Source organism: Streptococcus milleri, assembly GCF_900636525.1.
Taxonomy (GTDB): Bacteria; Bacillota; Bacilli; order Lactobacillales; family Streptococcaceae; genus Streptococcus; species Streptococcus hominis.
The window spans coordinates 1,106,204-1,124,433 of record NZ_LR134288.1 but is presented as its reverse complement, the minus strand read 5'-3'; the positions used below and the strand labels follow the sequence as shown (position 1 = coordinate 1,124,433).

16 protein-coding genes and 2 pseudogenes are annotated in these 18,230 nt (G+C 35.6%); all 18 read left to right on the top strand.

From position 1 onward, the window contains the following. Positions 1 to 8 precede the first annotated feature (8 nt). The 18 genes and pseudogenes from EL087_RS05515 to EL087_RS09375 all read left to right on the top strand — a co-directional run bounded on the left by EL087_RS05515 (position 9) and on the right by EL087_RS09375 (position 17,883). Entirely contained in the window at positions 9 to 230 is a 222-nt protein-coding gene (locus tag EL087_RS05515; RefSeq protein WP_126407319.1) for a DUF1648 domain-containing protein, read from the top strand. A gap of 2 nt (positions 231 to 232) precedes the next feature. Beyond that, positions 233 to 568 carry a GntR family transcriptional regulator gene (locus EL087_RS05510; RefSeq protein ID WP_126407317.1) on the top strand — a complete coding sequence of 112 codons (336 nt, stop codon included), beginning with the start codon at positions 233 to 235 and terminating at the stop codon, positions 566 to 568. 309 nt (positions 569 to 877) lie between these two features. After that, positions 878 to 1,288: pseudogene (locus EL087_RS05505) on the top strand (sigma-70 family RNA polymerase sigma factor). 496 nt (positions 1,289 to 1,784) lie between these two features. Beyond that, positions 1,785 to 1,952, top strand: a complete 168-nt coding sequence (locus EL087_RS09250) for a hypothetical protein (RefSeq protein ID WP_164558134.1) — start codon at positions 1,785 to 1,787, stop codon at positions 1,950 to 1,952. Positions 1,953 to 2,034: 82 nt separating this feature from the next. Then, positions 2,035 to 3,723, top strand: a complete 1,689-nt coding sequence (locus tag EL087_RS05495) for a recombinase family protein (RefSeq protein ID WP_126407315.1) — start codon at positions 2,035 to 2,037, stop codon at positions 3,721 to 3,723. Between the two features lie 153 nt (positions 3,724 to 3,876). Next, positions 3,877 to 4,059, top strand: a complete 183-nt coding sequence (locus EL087_RS05490; RefSeq protein ID WP_003029097.1) for a hypothetical protein — start codon at positions 3,877 to 3,879, stop codon at positions 4,057 to 4,059. Continuing rightward, entirely contained in the window at positions 4,046 to 5,659 is a 1,614-nt protein-coding gene (locus tag EL087_RS05485; RefSeq protein ID WP_003029099.1) for a restriction endonuclease subunit S, read from the top strand. The genes EL087_RS05490 and EL087_RS05485 overlap by 14 nt, the downstream gene beginning before the upstream one ends. A 12-nt stretch (positions 5,660 to 5,671) precedes the next feature. Further along, a pseudogene (locus tag EL087_RS09385) lies at positions 5,672 to 6,451 on the top strand (ADP-ribosylglycohydrolase family protein); the annotation flags it as partial. A gap of 9 nt (positions 6,452 to 6,460) precedes the next feature. Continuing rightward, on the top strand, positions 6,461 to 8,092 hold the full coding sequence (locus EL087_RS09380; protein WP_306302049.1) for a type I restriction-modification system subunit M: 1,632 nt from the start codon (positions 6,461 to 6,463) through the stop codon (positions 8,090 to 8,092). Further along, positions 8,082 to 9,572: a type I restriction-modification system subunit M gene (locus EL087_RS05475; protein ID WP_126407313.1), complete on the top strand. Its 1,491-nt coding sequence runs from the start codon at positions 8,082 to 8,084 to the stop codon at positions 9,570 to 9,572. Before EL087_RS09380 ends, EL087_RS05475 begins: the two co-directional genes overlap by 11 nt. Next, positions 9,559 to 10,137: a restriction endonuclease subunit S gene (locus tag EL087_RS05470; RefSeq protein WP_126407311.1), complete on the top strand. Its 579-nt coding sequence runs from the start codon at positions 9,559 to 9,561 to the stop codon at positions 10,135 to 10,137. Before EL087_RS05475 ends, EL087_RS05470 begins: the two co-directional genes overlap by 14 nt. Further along, positions 10,137 to 11,210, top strand: a complete 1,074-nt coding sequence (locus EL087_RS05465) for a restriction endonuclease subunit S (RefSeq protein WP_126407309.1) — start codon at positions 10,137 to 10,139, stop codon at positions 11,208 to 11,210. The genes EL087_RS05470 and EL087_RS05465 overlap by 1 nt, the downstream gene beginning before the upstream one ends. 3 nt (positions 11,211 to 11,213) lie before the next feature. Continuing rightward, on the top strand, positions 11,214 to 14,129 hold the full coding sequence (locus EL087_RS05460) for a type I restriction endonuclease subunit R (RefSeq protein WP_126407307.1): 2,916 nt from the start codon (positions 11,214 to 11,216) through the stop codon (positions 14,127 to 14,129). 55 nt (positions 14,130 to 14,184) lie between these two features. Beyond that, the gene (gene xerA, locus EL087_RS05455) at positions 14,185 to 15,153 is read left to right on the top strand and encodes a site-specific tyrosine recombinase/integron integrase (protein ID WP_022525010.1); all 969 of its coding nucleotides are present in this window, start codon (positions 14,185 to 14,187) and stop codon (positions 15,151 to 15,153) included. A gap of 20 nt (positions 15,154 to 15,173) precedes the next feature. Next, positions 15,174 to 15,668 (top strand): restriction endonuclease subunit S, encoded by a 495-nt coding sequence (locus EL087_RS05450; RefSeq protein ID WP_052463800.1) that lies wholly within the window; start codon positions 15,174 to 15,176, stop codon positions 15,666 to 15,668. 28 nt (positions 15,669 to 15,696) lie between these two features. Beyond that, on the top strand, positions 15,697 to 16,242 hold the full coding sequence (locus EL087_RS05445) for a restriction endonuclease subunit S (protein WP_051415233.1): 546 nt from the start codon (positions 15,697 to 15,699) through the stop codon (positions 16,240 to 16,242). A 64-nt stretch (positions 16,243 to 16,306) separates the two neighbouring features. After that, positions 16,307 to 16,462 (top strand): hypothetical protein, encoded by a 156-nt coding sequence (locus EL087_RS09245; RefSeq protein WP_003029192.1) that lies wholly within the window; start codon positions 16,307 to 16,309, stop codon positions 16,460 to 16,462. A gap of 2 nt (positions 16,463 to 16,464) precedes the next feature. Then, the gene (locus EL087_RS09375; RefSeq protein ID WP_232008235.1) at positions 16,465 to 17,883 is read left to right on the top strand and encodes a hypothetical protein; all 1,419 of its coding nucleotides are present in this window, start codon (positions 16,465 to 16,467) and stop codon (positions 17,881 to 17,883) included. Positions 17,884 to 18,230: the final 347 nt, after the last annotated feature.

The window sequence follows — 18,230 nt, the reverse complement described above, 5'->3', positions numbered from 1 at the left end:
AAAATTGTATGAAAGTTGGACTGTTAAAAGATGTCTTGGTATTGATGTTAATGATTGTTGTAATATTTATTATTTGCCTATTTCTCCCGGAGAAAATCCCTGTTCATTTCAATGCAAAAGGAGCCCCTGATATATTTGCTAATAAATATTATCTTCTGTTTGCTACGGTCATTCCGTATTCTGCTTATTGGAAATTTATACGAGGAAGGAAAAATAAAAAGGTTAAGTAAATATGTATCCATATTTACAAATAGCATCTGTGATAAGAGCGACTGTTTTTAGAGGTAAGTATGTACCGGGGCAACAGATGCCTCCCATAAGGACTTTAGCAGAGAGGGAAGAGTGTAATCCTACAACCGTCCAAAAAGCATTAAAAGTTCTTGAGAAACAGGGGTTGATTGTTAGTCGTGGAAGTAAAGGATATTTTGTTATCAAAAGTGAGAAGAAAATAATTGAGTTAAGAAATCAGAATTTTAACAGGCTAACAAAAATATTGTTTGAAAAACTATATGCCTTAGGATTTTCGGATTCTGAGATTATAAAACTATTTGATAGAATAGAAACTTAAAAAATGAATAAAAATCAATTATGTGTGAAGAAGATAAAGATACCGACTATTTAGATTATTGATAAAATGGAGGAAACGAATATGGAAGAATCTAAACATCCAATGTTAGAAATACCAAAGAAACAAAACATTCCTCTTTTCTATAATCTCTATAGTAGATTATTGTTTCAGATGCAAGCTGAAACACGCAAGAGTAGTTAAAGAAGTATTCTTATTCTTCTGTTTTAGAGGACTTCGTATGCCTAAGTGTAGAAGTCCTCCTTTTTTTGCCTGAAAAACAGTCAGTCAAAAGAAACGGAGGACTTCGAAATGAAAAAAGAATATTATCTATATGTAGGCGGACAAAAAGTCAAAGTCAGTGAGGATATATACAAAGTCTACTGGCGGGAAAGAGAACATGAAAAGTATTTAGAGCAGGTGGACAGAAAAAACCACTTGCTCTTTTTTTCGTCCTTGGATCAGGATGGACATTTTTCAGATAATATCATTGATGAAAGTGTTGATGTCGAAAAGATTGTGGAAACACAGATAATGATTGAAACCGTCAGAAATGCTATATAAAGGCTCAATGCAGAAGAAAGGGACATCATAGAGCGTTTATACTTTCAGGATGAAACCGTACGCTCGGTAGCAAGGCTAAAAAGTATAACACACCCGGCTTTGATTAAGAAAAGAAACAAAATCTTGGCGAAGCTGAAGAAATTTATCGAAGAAATTTAGAATTTCGGTAACCAAAGGGGTCAAATTTTCCTTATATAAAGTGAAGGGGAGTTTGACCTCTTTTACTTTCTCGAAGAAAAGAATGTCGGTTAAAGCAAATTGGAAGATAAAAAGAATGATCCCTTTCTGGTATTTGTACTTTGACAACTGAATAGACCAAGACGGGACTTTTAATTACTTAGTGAGCGAAAGAAAATTTACGCCATAACTTTCCTGCTGAAGAAATTCGGTTTAAATGAATACTGTCAAAAACAAGGATATAAGGAAACGAGCGACAAATAATTTTTTAAAAAATAAAGGACAAGGATAACTTTGTGAGCCATGACCTAAGTAATGATAATGATACTTCTTTAGTGAAAGCCGGCTCATCTTAACAGGGGCGGTGGTGAGATTCCAATGTTGCTGATCCTAAGCACCCGTCAATGTCATGAAACTTAGTTAGATGAGAAAGTTATAGATTGATTATATAAGAGTTTGAAGAAAAGGGGGGATGCATGTGGATAATGACTGGAATGGACTGGCTGATTTGTTTGCGAATCTAATTACAAAGTATGCTGGTGTTTTAGATTTGGATAATCTGCCAGATCCAATGCCAGTAGATAATAACATTGAAAATAAAAATATTTTTGATATGGCAAAAACACAGATTGATAAAAATAAATAAAAGTGATATAATATACTTGATATATAAGTCCAAACTTTTTTGGAAATATAAAGATATAGAGAAATATATTGAGGTTAATGCTATGTCAAAAGAAAAAATTAAAGTATACCTCTACACAAGAGTATCTACATCAATACAAATAGATGGTTATTCTTTAGAGGCACAAAAATCAAGAATGAAAGCTTTTGCTCTTTATAACGATTATGAGATTGTTGGCGAATACGAAGATGCAGGCAAGTCTGGAAAATCTATAGAAGGTAGAGTTCAGTTTACTCGTATGATGGAAGATATAAAATCCGGAAAGGATGGAGTATCTTTTGTTTTGGTATTTAAATTATCAAGATTTGCAAGGAATGCTGCTGATGTCCTATCAACTCTACAAACAATGCAAGATTTTGGAGTTAATCTCATTTGTGTTGAAGATGGGATTGATTCATCTAAAGATGCAGGGAAATTGATGATTTCTGTTTTGTCTGCTGTTGCTGAAATAGAAAGAGAAAACATTCGTGTTCAAACAATGGAAGGTCGTATTCAGAAGGCAAGAGAAGGGAAATGGAATGGAGGCTTTGCTCCATATGGATATAAACTCGTCGATGGTAAGTTGTTAATCAATGAGGAAGAAGCAGTCGCAATAAGGACTATTTTTGATCAATATGTGAATACAACCATTGGTGCAAATGGGCTATCAAAATATTTAGAAAATCATGGAATAAGAAAAATTCCAAGGCAAAACGGGAAAAATCCATTATTCGATGCGGGATTGATAAGGAAGATTCTTAAAAATCCTGTATATAATGGGAAAATTGCATTTGGAAGAAGAACGTTAGAAAAAGTACATGGAACGAGAAATGAATACAGACAAGTAGAGCAGGACGATTATTTAATAGCAGAAGGTATTCATGAAGCAATAATTCCGGATGAAGTGTGGCAGGCTGCACAAGTTAAACTGAAAGCACAAGCTAAAAAGTATGAACATGTGAATAAGGGCAAGAACATGAGGACACACTTATTATCAGGAATAGTAAAGTGTCCAATATGTGGAGCTGGAATGTTTGGGAACAAATCTATAAAATATAAAAAAGATGGGACGAAGTATAAAGACTTCTATTACTATGGTTGTAAGCATAGACTTATGAATAGAGGACATAAATGCACCTATAACAAACAAATTAGAGAAGAATTGTTAGATGATGCTGTTGCTGAAGTAATAATCAAGTTAGTTAGCAATCCTAAATTTGCATCTATGATGCAGGAAAAAATCAACATGAAAGTTGATACATCAGCGATTGAAAATGAGATAGATAATTACCAAAAAGAGCTAAGAAAAAGTCATTCTACAAAGTTTAAGCTCATTGAAGAAATAGATAATTTAGATGTTGAGGATAAACACTATAAGAGAAGGAAGAACGATTTAGATGATAGACTTTATCGTATGTACGATAAAATTGAGGAATTAGAAGGTCAGTTAATAGAAGCTAAAGCAAAAAAAGAAACAATAGAAGCTGAGAAACTTACTGGCGATAATATATATAAGGTTTTGATTTATTTTGACAAACTTTATAAAGTCATGAATGATGTTGAACGCAGACAGTTAATAGAAGCACTCATTTCAGAAATTCAAATTTATGAAGAGAAACAGGCGAATGGGCAATGGCTAAAATCCATTACTTTTAAGCTACCTATCATTGATGAGGATCTAAATATAAGTTTGGACAATGATGAACAAGTTGAGACGGTAGTCTTGATGTCAAAGGTGAACCCTAAGAAGTAAAAATAATGTAGTAAATAAAAGGCTTTTCAGAGAACTATCGTTAAAGAGTACGATTGGCTGCTGGAAAGCCTTTCTTTTTATGCTCGGAAATGGCTGTGTGGGAACTGGTCCATAAGACAAGGTTGACATTAGGAGATAGATAGCAAGAAAAAAATGAACCCTGGAGTTCACCCTATAACGATTGTATATAAGGTGATAAAGATAAAAATCAATGATTTGAAAACTTTGGTATACAAATACCAAAATACATTGACAACAAACTTGCATGGTGATATAGTATCGTTAGAAGGTTTAGAATATCTAACAGCAGGAGGAGCTGCTCATGAAAAAGAATGATAAAAGAATCGATAGAGTGTATTCCTTCTTTAATGCTATAAGAGGGAATAATACGCCGAATGAATATCAAAGTGTTTTAGCTGTATTGAAAAAAGTAATGGTCCTTCAGGACTGTGCTCAAAACGAAATGGATTATGACGAATTGTATCAATTAATGGAAAGTGTTGCTACTGATTTTGAGATTCCTAATCCATTTCCAGAGAAAGAAAGATTTGTTGATATCTATAGAACTTTACAGGGATTCGATGAACTTAGTTGGACTGACATTTTAGAATATGGGGATGACAGATCAAAGTTTAGAGTTCCTGAGTCAGTTGTTGATGAAATGGAAAAGAATTTCATCGATGGTTTTCAAGAAGTTCTCATTGCAGAAGCGGAGAAGTTTTCACCATTTTTAGAAAGGCTTGTTGAAACACATTATGATTCTCATTTTACTTTGACAACAATGGATGCGTTTTATTACAAAGTCTTAAATGAGATGTTTGACGACAATGACATGGTTGATATCAAGCAGATAAATATATATCAGTATGAATTTACATCTGAAAAATTTGATTTGATTTTATCTGTTCCGGTGTTTGGTGTCAGAGATAAAGCTGATGAAAGTTCTGAGTTTATTTGCAGAGAGTATGACATGATTGCTGCCGAGAACTTAGCTCTTCATTTAAAAAGCGAGGGTATCTTGTCAATTGTGTTACCGGCTAAAATTACATTTGCTGGAGGAACAGTAAAAGAGTTAAGAGAGTTCTTGCAATCAATGTATTGCCTAAAAGAGATATCTGATTTGCCATCAGGGATTTTCGATAATACAGGAGTAAAGACATTCCTTCTTATTATTACAACTGGAAGAACAGATGAAGTTACCATCAAGAGATTTGTTTTTGAGGATGAAAATGCACGTAAAACAGGTAATAAAAAACTTGTAGTTCAAGATGACACTTTTGTACTCGAAGATGAGCTGACAGATATGGGAGATTGGAACGTTGATAGAATATTTGAAGCTCAAGACGAAGATTGGATAAAATTCCAGGAGTCAAATGTGAAAAAACAGGAGCTTGGAACGGTTGCTTCTATTTTTAGAGGAAAAGCAATCAATCGAAAAGATCCTAACGGAAGTATTGGTGTTGTTAATATTTCTAATATTGGTGAGTATGAAATTGATTATTCCTCTTTGGATCATTTAGATGAAGAGGATCGAAAGATTACAAACTATATTCTCCAGACAGGTGACCTTTTAATACCTGCAAGAGGAACAGCTATAAGAATAGCTATATTTGAGGAGCAGACATATCCATGTATTGCTTCATCGAATGTAATAGTTATTAGAGCTACAGACGAAAGCTTATCCACAATTTATTTAAAGCTATTCTTTGATAGTCCGCTAGGAAGAAAGATGTTAGTTACTAGACAGCAGGGTACTGCAGTAATGAATATCAGCTATAAGGAATTAAATAATATAGAAATTCCACTTCCTTCTATTGAAGAACAAAAATCAATAGCCGAGGAATATACAAAAGAACTTGAAGCATATAAGAAAGCCATCCAAGAGGCAGAAAATAGATGGAGTTCAACGTTATCAAGACTTCAAGCAAGAATTTAAGGAGGTCGTTAGATGTTAGGAGCGATTATCGGAGATATCGTCGGGTCTCGTTTTGAATGGAATAATCACAGAAGTAAAGATTTTGAGTTTTTAACTTATAAGTGTTTTCTTACCGATGACAGTATCATGAGTCTAGCAATTGCGCAGGCGATATTGGTAAGTAAAAAAGACCATAGTGATTTATCGAAAAATGCGGTTGAATGTATGCAGAACATTGGTAGAAATTATCCCGACTGCGGATATGGTGGAAGCTTTTATGGATGGATTTTTTCTGATGATCCTAAGCCATATAACAGCTATGGAAATGGAGCTGCAATGCGAGTAAGTGCAGCTGGTTTTGCTGCTAATAGTATTGAGGAAGCTAAGAAACTGTCAAGATTAGTGACAGAAGTTAGTCATAATCATCCAGAAGGAATTAAAGGTGCTGAAGCGACCGCTGTTGCGATTTTTATGGCCAAGACGGGAAGCAATATCTTTGAAATAAGAGATTACATTGATAAGAATTATTATCCAATGAACTTCACTTTGGATGAAATTCGCGATACATATCAGTTTAATGAAACCTGTCAGGAAACAGTACCACTAGCTTTACAGGCCTTCTTCGAGTCTACTGGATTTGAAGATGCAATTAGAAATGCAATATCTATTGGTGGAGACAGTGATACGGTTGCAGCCATCTGTGGTGGAGTTGCAGAAGCATATTATGGCATTCCGACAGATATAAGAAAGCATGCATTGACATTCTTAGATCAGAAGCTTATGCAGCTATTGATACTATTTGAAAACAAATATCCTCCGGTGATGGAGAAAATGCACGATGATATGAGCGTTAGAATAAAACGTTCTGAAGATAAAAAAGTTAAGACTGGAGGTCGAGAATCTATGATTCAATCAGCGACAGAGACAGCGGATCAAGAATTGAAAGATTCTATCCCTGAAAACGAAGAGACAACAAGTCAGAAGCTATTTGCTCATCTGTATGAAGCTTGTAATATTTTGAGAGGTCCAATTAACCAAGATGAGTTTAAGGACTATGTAACACCGATCTTGTTCTTTAAAAGAATAAGCGATGTTTATGATGAAGAAACTCAGGAAGCATTAGAACTTTCAGGTGGCGACGAGGAATTTGCTGCATTTGATGAAAATCACAGCTTTGTAATTCCAGAAGGCTGTCACTGGAAAGATTTAAGAAATGCAAGTCAGGATGTGGGTAAGATTATCGTCAAAGCTATGAATGGTATTGAACGAGCTAATCCAGGAACTCTTAGCGGAGTGTTCTCAAGTTTTGATGATGTTACTTGGACCGACAAAACAAAGCTTACAGATGAAAGATTAAAAGATTTGATCGAACACATGTCTAGTCTGAAGGTCGGAAATAAAAACTATAGCGCAGATGTAATGGGTGATGCATATGAATACCTCATCAAGAAGTTTGCTGACCTATCTAAGAAAAATGCTGGTGAATATTACACACCAAGAACGATTGTAAAATTGATGGTTATGCTGATGGATCCTAAGCCAGGAGACACTGTATACGATCCGGCTTGTGGTACTGGCGGTATGCTGATTGAGGCAATTCGTCACATTGGCGATAAGCAAATGACTTACGGAAGAATCTATGGTCAGGAGAATAATCTGTCTACATCAGCAATTGCAAGAATGAACTTGTTCTTACATGGTGCTAGCGACTTTAAGGTTGCACAGGGTGATACTTTGAGAACACCAAAGTTTATTGAACATGGACAGCTTCAGAAATTTAATTGTGTTCTTGCAAATCCGCCATTTGGTCAGGAGAAGTGGGGAGCTGATAGCTTTGAATCAGATAAGTATGGCCGTAATATGTGGGGCTGTCCTTCAGATTCTAATGCAGATTTTGCATGGCTTCAGCACATGATTAAATCCATGAAACCGATGGACGGTAAAGTTGCAGTTGTTCTTCCACAGGGAGTTTTATTCCACAACGGCAAAGAAGGAGATATCCGTGAACAGCTTATCAAGAGTGATTTGATAGAAGCAGTAGTGGCTCTTGCAGGTGGTGTGTTCTATGGAACTGGCGTATCTGCTTGTATTCTGTTCTTGAATAATCATAAGAGACCAGAACATAAAGGTAAGGTTTGCCTGATTGATGCGACAAATATCTATACTCCAAAACGCGCACAAAACTTAATGGAAGAGAATGATATCAATGAAGTATTCAAGCTTTATCAGGAGTATAAAGATGTCATTGAAAAATGTAAGATTGTATCTATTGCTGATTTAGATGCAGCAGGAAATACGCTTGCAGTAAATACTTATATTGAAAAGAAAAAACAAGAGGTTGTTGCTCCTGAAATAGTGAGAGCACAATATTTCGAAGCATTGGAAAATGTTAAGAAAGCAGAAGTAAAGATGAAAGCATTGTTGATTGAAGGAGGTTATGTCGATGAGCAGTAAGATTACAATTGATGAATTAGAAAAATACCTCTGGGGTTCAGCAGTACTTCTTCGTACACATGTTGATGCTGGAGCGTACAAACAATACATTTTCCCTCTTTTATTTTTCAAACGTCTTAGTGATGTTTATGACGAGGAATGTGAGAAGGTAAGAGCTGAGTTTGGAGAAGAGGCACTTGATTGGGAAGAAAACCATCAGTTCCAAATTCCAGACGGAGCACATTGGAATGATGTAAGAAATGTATCGCAGGATGTTGGTAAGGCAATTATTGAAGCTTTCCATAAGATTGAAGCGGCAAATCCTGAGAAGCTTCATGGTATTTTTGGTGACTCATCCTGGACTAATAAGAACCGCTTGCCAGACAGACTTTTGAAAGACATGTTGGAACATTTCAGCACTAAAACATTATCTATAGCAAATTGTCCTGCTGACGAATTAGGTCAGGGATATGAATATCTTATCAAACAGTTTGCAGATGATAGCGGTCATACAGCACAGGAATTTTATACAAACAGAACTGTAGTTAATTTAATGACAGAAATGCTTAAACCAAAGCCGAGTGAGTCAATTTATGATCCTACATGTGGAAGCGCAGGTATGTTAATTTCTGCGGTTGCGTATTTGAAACAACAAGGACTTGAATGGAGAAATCTTTCTATCTACGGACAAGAAATTGTAACTCTTACATCAGCGATTGCAAGAATGAATCTTCTTCTTCATGGTGTACAGGACTTCAATATTGTAAATGCGGATACATTAAAAACACCGGCGTTTACTGATCATGCAAAATTACAACAGTTTGATTTGATTTTAGCAAATCCTCCTTACTCTATAAGCCAGTGGGATAGAACAGCTTTTGAGTCAGATAAGTACGGACGTAACTTTTTAGGAACACCACCGCAGGGGCGTGCTGATTATGCATTTTTCCAGCATATATTAAAGAGCCTTGATGAAAAGACGGGACGATGTGCGATACTGTTTCCTCACGGTGTTTTATTCAGAAATGAAGAAAAAGACATGAGAGAGAAGCTGGTTAAGTCTGATCTTGTAGAATGTGTAATTGGTTTAGGGCCTAATCTTTTCTACAACTCTCCAATGGAGGCATGTATTATCATTTGCAGGACTAGAAAAGCTGTAAATCGTGAAGGACAAGTATTATTTATTAATGCACTAAATGAAGTTACACGAAAGAATGCTCAGAGTTACCTTGAAGATAAGCATATTGAAAAGATTGCTAAAGCATACGACAAATATGAGTCGGATGGTGATATCGCTAAAGTGGTTACTATAAAGGATATAGCAAAGAATGATTACTCTCTTAGTATTCCTTTGTATATTCAGACAAGTAGCGAGGAACAAGAAGATGATAGAACTGTCCAAGAATGTTATTCAGACTGGAAAGAAGCAGCTGAAATGGCATCAAGACATTTTGAATCAATAAATAAAATGATCGGAGGTGATGGTAATGGCGACAGTTAAGCTTGGAGATATTGCAATTGAGGCTAAATCATCAAATAAAGGTGATAAAACCGGAATAAGAATAGTTGGACTAGAGCATCTTACTCCATCAAATGTTACGTTATCATCCTGGAGTGACGACACAGAGAATTCGTTTACGAAGGAGTTTTCAAAGGGCGATGTTTTATTTGGTAGAAGACGTGCTTATTTGAAGAAGGCAGCAGTAGCACCATTTGATGGAATTTGCTCAGGAGATATTACTGTTATAAGAGCAATAGAGGACAAGGTTGATCCTGATCTTTTGCCATTTATCATTCAGAATGATTTCCTTTTTGATTTTGCTGTAGGAAAATCAGCTGGGTCTTTATCACCTCGTGTAAAATGGACACATTTAAAAGAATTTGCTATAGAGCTTCCATCAATGCCAGAACAAAGCAAATTAGCTGAAACATTATGGTCAATCAATGAAACTAAGAATGCGTATGAAGATTTAATAAACAAGACTGATGAATTAGTGGAATCGCAATTTATCGGGCATAGAAGCACTGAAAATATGCGCATTTTCGATGTGAGGAGGTGTGCATAATGGGAACTTTTAAGTTCGATGGAATCGCATTTAATAGTACTGAAAAGAAGAAGCCTGTTGATGAGGATAAGCACACATATCTAGGTTTAGAACATTTGGATTCAGACAGTATTTACATCACAAGGTACGGAGCTGATGTTGCACCTAAGGGTGACAAGCTAATCATGAAAAAGGGAGATGTGCTTTTTGGAAAAAGAAGAGCATATCAGAAGAAAGTTGCAATAGCTCCGTTTGATGGAATATTCTCTGCACATGGTATGGTGCTAAGACCAAAGGAAGATGTAATCGACAAAGATTTCTTCCCAATGTTTATAAAATCAGATTATTTCTTAGATGCAGCGATTAAGATTTCTGTTGGATCTTTATCTCCAACCATAAATTGGAGAGATCTAAAAGAACTGAAATTTGAGTTACCATCTTTGGAAGAACAGCGTAAATTGGCGGAGGTCTTATGGGCTATTTACGACATGAAGGATAAGTATAAAAAGCTTATTTTAGCCACTGATGAGCTCGTTAAGTCGCAATTTATCGAGTGGTTTGGCAATGAAAAAAATACCGCTGAATTAGGCGAATGCGCATTCATTGAAAAAGGTAAAATAATTACACGTGATAATGTGGTGGAAGGAGATGTACCTGTTGTTGCAGCTGGGATTGAACCGAGTTGTTATCATAACGAATCAAATAGAATGGCAGGAATAATTACAGTAAGTGCTTCGGGGGCTAATGCTGGGTATGTGAATTATTGGAATATGCCTATTTTTGCATCGGATTGCAATACTGTTCTTACAAAAGATACAAATAAGCTAGATGAAGTATTTTTGTATCATAGACTTAGGACGATGCAGGAAGAAATATTTTTAATGCAAAGAGGGTCTGGACAACCGCATGTTTACGCGAAAGATTTAGAACACATTATTGTTCCAGTGCCTAATATGGATGCTCAGATAAGATTTTCTGCATTTGCAGAACAGAGCGATAAATCAAAATTTGCACTACAAGAAGCAATTAAGGATCTGGATGCCTTAAGTAAGAAAATTATAGCTGAGAATTTAATTCCAGCTGGGAAGGAGTAAACTATGTCACAGTTTAATGAAGATAATACTGTTGAGCAACTTTTTATAGAGACTCTCAAGAAGAATGGTTGGAAATATATCCCGGCAGAACAGCTTGATAGAGAACCTTCTGATGTGATGGTAGAGTCCATGGTAAAGAATGCTTTAATAAGATTAAATCCTGAAATTGAAGAGGAACCATCCAGAGCTGATGAAGTTATTTATAAACTTCGTGCTATGTTGCAGCCTTTTCCGGCAGATAATTTGGTTGCTCAAAATGAAGGTTTTAAGAAAAAGGTTTTTGAAGAAAATTCATATTCTTTTGGTAAGGATGGAAAACCGACACCAATAAAGCTTTTTGGAACTCTTACAAAAGCGGAACTTGATAAAAACGAGTACGTTGTTACTAACCAGTGGGTATATCCTACTATTGAGAATGGCAAACGCTTTGATATAGTGCTTCTTATCAATGGATTGCCCGTTGCGATCGGTGAACTTAAAACACCAGTAAGAAATGCAATTTCATGGCTTGATGGTGCTCAGGATATTTCTGACTATGAAAAATCGGTGCCAGAAATGTTTGTACCTAATGTGTTCAACTTTGCGTCAGAAGGAAAATGCTATAGATATGGTTCGATAAATATGCCGCTTACTAAGTGGGGACCTTGGCATACTCCGGATCATAAAGTAGAAGGTAGTCTTGCTGATGTAAAAATTAGTGTTGCAGATATGATTACTCCTGAGAAAGTGATGGATATCATGCAATTCTTCACAGTATTTTCTACGGATAAGAAACATCGTAAGATTAAAGTTATTTGTAGATATCAGCAGTATGAAGCAGCAAATTTAATTATTGATCGTGTCAAAGTAGGATATCCAAAGCAGGGATTGATTTGGCATTTTCAGGGCTCTGGTAAGTCATTACTTATGGTGTTTGCTGCTCAGAAACTTAGAATGATGCCCGAACTTCAAAATCCTACAGTTGTTATTGTTGATGACCGTATTGATTTGGAAACGCAGATTACGGGCGATTTTAACGCAGCAGATATTCCAAACCTACAGTCTTTATCAACGAAAGAAGATTTGATGAACTTCTTTGAACAGGATATGCGTAAGATTGCGATTACTACAATTTATCGATTTGGTGATGTTGAAAAAGCTCTTAACATGAGAGATAACATCATTCTTATGGTCGATGAGGCACATAGAACACAAGAAGGTGACTACGGTGAAAAGATGCGTCTAGCTTTACCTAATGCATTCTTCTTTGGTTTAACTGGTACTCCAATTAATAGACTCGATAAGAATACATTTAAAACATTCGGTGCTATTGAAGATAAGAGTGGTTACATGAGTAAGTATTCATTCTCAGATTCCATCAGAGATAATGCCACACTACCACTTAACTTTGAACCAGTTCCGATTGATTTACATGTTGATAAAGAAAAGCTTGATCAGGCATTTGATGAAATGACGGATGGTTTATCTGACGAGGATAAAGGCGAACTTTCTAAAAATGTTACGATGAAAGCCATCATGTATGACCGTAAGCGTATCAAAAAGGTTGTAGAACATATTGTTAACCATTATAAGACAAAGATTGAGCCAAACGGATATAAAGCTCAGATTGTTGTTTATGATCGTGAATGCTGTTTGATGTATAAGGAAGAATTGAATAAGTTGGTTCCTCCAGAAGCATCCACAATTGTCATGACTACAGGTGATGATAAAGCTGGCCGTTACAAACAATATAAGAGAAGCCGTGATGAAGAAGCGAAGGTACTTGATCAGTTTAGAGGACCAAGCAATCCATTAAAGTTTGTAATTGTAACTAACAAGCTTTTGACTGGATTTGATGCTCCAATTTTACAGGTCATGTATTTAGATAAGCCTATGAAGGACCATAACTTACTTCAGGCAATCTGCAGAGTAAATCGTACTTATGATGAAGGTAAAACTAACGGTTTGATCGTTGATTATATAGGTATCTTTGATAATGTCGCCAAAGCATTGAACTTCGATGAAGCAGGCATGAAAAAGGTTGTTACAAACATTGAAGAAGTTAAGAAGCAAGTTCCTGCAATTATGAGAAAATGTCTCAGCTATTTTATGGGAGTAGACAGAACTGTAGAAGGCTGGGAAGGATTGTTGGCCGCACAGGAATGCCTGCCAAATAACAAAATCAAAGATGAGTTTGCAGCAGATTATAGAGTTTTAAATCGTGCATGGAACGCACTATCACCTGATCCGTTCCTTGAACCATTTAAATACGATTATGTATGGCTTAGTAAGGTATACGAATCAGTGAAACCGACTGATAACAGAGGACAGCTTGTATGGGCGGCCCTTGGAGCGAAAACACTTGAACTTGTTTATCAGCATATTGAAGTCGGAGAGGTTCATGATGATGTTGATATTCTTACATTGGATGCTGCGTTAATCGATGAGTTTATCGAGAAGCAAAAGGATATCAAGAAAACTACAATGAAGGTTGAAATCGATCTTGTTGCAAAAATTCAAAAGCATAGCCGAAATCCTAAGTTCCAGAAGCTTGGTGAAAAATTGGAAGAGCTTAGAGAAAAGCATGAGCAAGGATTGGTTACTAGCATTGAGTTCCTAAAATTGCTGTTAGAGCTTGCTAAAGAAGCAGTACGTGCAGAAAAAGAAGTTGTCCCTGAAGAAGAAATCGACAGAGGAAAAGCTGCTCTTACAGAATTATTTAACGGACTTCGTAACGATAAGACACCTGTCATTGTAGAAAGAATAGTTTCAGACATCGATGATATCGTAAAAATCGTTAGATTCGATGGATGGCAGAAAACAACAACTGGAAAGAATGAAGTTAAGAAGGCCCTAAGAAGTGTTGTTTGGATTAAATACAAAATAAAGGATAAGGACGTGTTTGACAAAGCGTACAGCTATATTGAACAGTACTATTAATATCCGCATTTAATATTAGTGGGGTAGTGATGTCGGTAACGAGGAGATTACCGATATGACAAATGAACTAATAAACAAGATAAAACAAAAAATGCAAGCGTATTTGGGAGAAGAGCAGATGAGACAGTTGCATGAGGTTTTATGTGACTGTCTTTCTTCTTCTGAAGAAAAATCTGAAAGTAAGACTGTTGATTTGATACAGCTATTTCTTGCAGCAAAAAGAGTGGAAGGATGCTCTAACAAAACAGTACATTATTATGAATCAACTATTAGAAATGCTGTGGAAAAGATAGATAAAGATGTAGTGAAAATAACAACTGATGATTTGAGAATGTTTCTAGATGGATATCAGGAAGAAAACAATATCAGTAAAGTTACAGTTGATAATATACGAAGAATTCTGTCCAGTTTCTTTGCTTGGCTTGAAGATGAGGATTATATCGTCAAGAGCCCGGTTAGAAGGATTCATAAGGTTAAGACCTGTAAAACTGTAAAGGAGACTTATACAGACGAAGCTTTAGAAATAATGAGAGACGAATGTGATGGATTGCGAGATCTAGCTATGATTGATCTTCTTGCATCTACTGGAATGAGAGTTGGAGAGCTTGTGAAGCTTAACTGTGATGATATTGACTTTGAAAATAGGGAATGTGTTGTTCTAGGAAAAGGTAATAAGCAGAGAAGAGTATACTTCGATGCAAGAACCAAGTTACATCTACAAAAGTATTTGAATAGCAGAGAGGATTCTAATGAAGCGTTATTCGTATCACTACAGAAACCTTACAATCGTTTGCTTATTAGTGGTGTTGAGATCAGACTTCGAAATCTAGGAGAAAAACTGAACTTGCATAAGGTGCATCCACATAAATTCCGTAGAACATTGGCAACTACTGCTATTGATAAAGGAATGCCAATAGAACAAGTGCAACAGCTTTTAGGGCATCAGAGTATTGATACGACATTGCAGTATGCAATGGTTAACCAAAATAACGTGAAGCAGTCACATAGGAAATTTATAGGGTAAACTAATCGCAATTTATCGAGATGTTCACAGATGTCAAAAAAGGCATACTAAGTGATATGGCTACCATCATCATGGGGCAGTCACCTGATGGGAAAACGTATAATGATACTGGTGATGGAATGGCATTTTATCAGGGCAAAACGGAGTTTGGGGATTTATATATTCGTGAAGCTACTACATGGACTACCGCCCCTTCAAGAATTGCAATAGCGAATGATGTACTGATGTCTGTAAGAGCCCCTGTTGGTAGTACAAATATAGCAACTGAGGAATGCTGTATTGGACGAGGTTTGGCGGCAATCAGACCCATAGAAGAAAAAACCACAACTATGTTTATTATCTATGCAATGAGGGTTATTGAAGATACCATAGCAAATATGGGTGTGGGGTCAACCTTCAAAGCAATTAACAAAGACCAAGTTCATAAATTACCAATTCCGTTAGCGAACATTGAACTTCAAAACCAATTTGTTGAACTCGCTGAGCAGAGCGATAAATCAAAATTTTACGGGTAAATCGCAATTTATCGAGATGTTCGGTGATATGTTAACTGACCAATCAGTATACAAGGTTGTACCACTTGCTTCTGTATTTGATAAGCCGCAAGGAGGAGAATGGGGAAAAGATGATCCTGATAATACTGGTGTTCCTGTCTTAAGGACAACTAATTTTACGGATGAGGGAATTATTGATTTCACGGATGTAGCAACGAGGATTATTCCTCTTGATAAAGTTGAGAAAAAGTCTTTATCAAAAGGGGACATTCTTATTGAAAAATCTGGTGGATCAAGCGATAAACCTGTTGGTAGAGTGGTTTATTTTGAGAGTGATGACAACACTTATCTGAATAATAACTTTACTGCAAAATTACACCTAAATGGAATATTTGATTTGAATCCATTCTATGTATTTAAGCTTATGTTTGTAAATTATTGGATGGGAGGTACAAAGATCCATGAAGGCAAAACAACAGGCATTCATAATATCAGATTGAATGACTATTTAGAAAAAACATATATTCCGCTTGCTCCAAGAAGTATTCAAGACGAGTATGTGGAGTTTGCAGAACAGAGCGATAAATCAAAATAAGAGGAGGAAGGAAGATTGCAAAAATTTAGCAGCTTCGAGAAGTATCTCGAACATAAGTATTACAATGAAAGAAAAAGTAGATTTTTTGTTTGATGCATATAATAAAATGTATGCTGAAAAACAAGAGTTAGAAAGGCAGATAAATTGTTTAGTTAAACTCTTGAATGCTATAAATTGTCCAGCATCTGTAATCAATAAGGCCTTGAATGAGGAGACATAAATATGATTTCGTATAGAGAAAAAGAGATGATAATGGTCATGAAATTTATGGCTGATCATTCTAGTGATTTTGCAGAACAGTTTATGGATACTCATAAGAAGATGACTGGTAGCGAAGCGGTTGTCGAATCAATTAATATACTTCCTGAGATATCGAATTATGCCTCTTTAGTAGAGTATGTTAACAGCCAAGGGTATGATACGATTTTAAGAATGGAAGATTTGTTATCTGAGGAGGAGCTGGCTCAACTTGAGAAAGAATACGATGATATTGAAAGTGAGTTCAAAAGTCAAACAGGTTTGAATAAAACTGATGCTCTTTTTATTCTTATTGCAGTAGTATTACAAATGATTCGTCAATTCTTACAACCCTCTGTTAATTTTGATGCGTTCAAAAATAAGAAGGATAGACCGTCACACAATACCACAGCTAATGAGGCTAAGAAATCTGTATATGATAAAGACAAAGCAAGTACTATGAAGAATAAGGCGGAGAGCGACAAAACAAAGGGCTCAAGATATTATCATGCCTCAGTTCAAGAAATAGCAGATATAAATCATGTTCCATACGATGTGGTGAGTGGTACAAAAAAATTTAATGTGAAGCTGAGCGGAACGAATCATAGAGCCAAGACATTAGGACATGATCCTTGGTTGGGTTATTTATTTGGAACTTGTAATATTTTAACAAACACTATGTCACTTGGAAAAGACAATGCATTTCGTACATTACATGTAGGAAAGGATACATCGGATAAGCCAGCTGCTATAGCTGAGGCAAATCTGATAAAGATGTTTGAATATACGGTAAAAAGATATAAAGAATCAAAGGCAACAATAGGTCTAGCATTTATTAAGCAAGCCTACCATATTAAATCTGACGAGTATTCGAAAGAAGGATTAAGCTTACCATTTTTGCAGTTGTTGGTAGATTCGGGTATTATCAAGGAATTATGTGAATCAGGAATAGACTATGCGAAATTGAATTTTTTGGGGTCAGTCGGAGTTCAGACAGTATTAGCAGAGATGATTAATTACATAATTTCTGTTGCTCATAGAATTACGATTATTTGCGAAGAAAATAAAAAGAATAACGAAACGATAACTAAAGATCAGTTACTTCAATCACTAAAGAAAAATGTAACTTTACATGAAGTGAGAACAAGAAAGGTTATTATGATTTCTGAAAGCATAGCGTCTTCGGTAAATGCAATCGTAATTGGTAGTATTGAATTGTTTGCTGTATATACAGAGAATGAAAAGTTGGCGAAAGATGCAATTAAAAAATTAGATATTGGAGGGTATATATCAACAGTTTTTCATTTGTTTACCGATATTAGATTTATTACAAAAATAAAAAAAGATTTTATTGCAAAAGCTATTGAAGAAAATTATCAAGACAAATTAGCACAAGCTAAGTAGTTTCCAATATGTCTCCTGTAATATTGCTACCATGACATCAAGCTTTAGCTGGCACCAGACTATGAGTTTGAGAAAGTTTATTCTGCAGTCTTGTTTTTACATGCGCATTACGTTAAGTCTGTTGATCTATTATCTAAGCTAGATGTTGCTTATCAGGATATTCTTGTATTAGATGAGAATGATATTCAATTTATTGATTAAAATCTACCTAATCAACAATCATCCACTGAGAGATAAAATCTATGAAGTTTACATATAAGTAACTGTTTTAAATAAAAAACTGCAAGCGTTTTAAAGAAAAATCGGAAAAAGGATTGATAAAAACGAAAAGGTAGTATAGAATGGAA

What these genes read in the sequence shown, in the direction of transcription:
- EL087_RS05515 (WP_126407319.1), top strand. Translation starts at nt 9, where the DNA reads ATGAAAGTTGGACTGTTAAAAGATGTCTTGGTATTGATGTTAATGATT.
- EL087_RS05510 (WP_126407317.1), top strand. Translation starts at nt 233, where the DNA reads ATGTATCCATATTTACAAATAGCATCTGTGATAAGAGCGACTGTTTTT.
- EL087_RS05495 (WP_126407315.1), top strand. Translation starts at nt 2,035, where the DNA reads ATGTCAAAAGAAAAAATTAAAGTATACCTCTACACAAGAGTATCTACA.
- EL087_RS05490 (WP_003029097.1), top strand. Translation starts at nt 3,877, where the DNA reads ATGAACCCTGGAGTTCACCCTATAACGATTGTATATAAGGTGATAAAG.
- EL087_RS05485 (WP_003029099.1), top strand. Translation starts at nt 4,046, where the DNA reads ATGAAAAAGAATGATAAAAGAATCGATAGAGTGTATTCCTTCTTTAAT.
- EL087_RS09380 (WP_306302049.1), top strand. Translation starts at nt 6,461, where the DNA reads ATGGAGAAAATGCACGATGATATGAGCGTTAGAATAAAACGTTCTGAA.
- EL087_RS05475 (WP_126407313.1), top strand. Translation starts at nt 8,082, where the DNA reads ATGAGCAGTAAGATTACAATTGATGAATTAGAAAAATACCTCTGGGGT.
- EL087_RS05470 (WP_126407311.1), top strand. Translation starts at nt 9,559, where the DNA reads ATGGCGACAGTTAAGCTTGGAGATATTGCAATTGAGGCTAAATCATCA.
- EL087_RS05465 (WP_126407309.1), top strand. Translation starts at nt 10,137, where the DNA reads ATGGGAACTTTTAAGTTCGATGGAATCGCATTTAATAGTACTGAAAAG.
- EL087_RS05460 (WP_126407307.1), top strand. Translation starts at nt 11,214, where the DNA reads ATGTCACAGTTTAATGAAGATAATACTGTTGAGCAACTTTTTATAGAG.
- xerA (WP_022525010.1), top strand. Translation starts at nt 14,185, where the DNA reads ATGACAAATGAACTAATAAACAAGATAAAACAAAAAATGCAAGCGTAT.
- EL087_RS05450 (WP_052463800.1), top strand. Translation starts at nt 15,174, where the DNA reads ATGTTCACAGATGTCAAAAAAGGCATACTAAGTGATATGGCTACCATC.
- EL087_RS05445 (WP_051415233.1), top strand. Translation starts at nt 15,697, where the DNA reads ATGTTAACTGACCAATCAGTATACAAGGTTGTACCACTTGCTTCTGTA.
- EL087_RS09245 (WP_003029192.1), top strand. Translation starts at nt 16,307, where the DNA reads ATGAAAGAAAAAGTAGATTTTTTGTTTGATGCATATAATAAAATGTAT.
- EL087_RS09375 (WP_232008235.1), top strand. Translation starts at nt 16,465, where the DNA reads ATGATTTCGTATAGAGAAAAAGAGATGATAATGGTCATGAAATTTATG.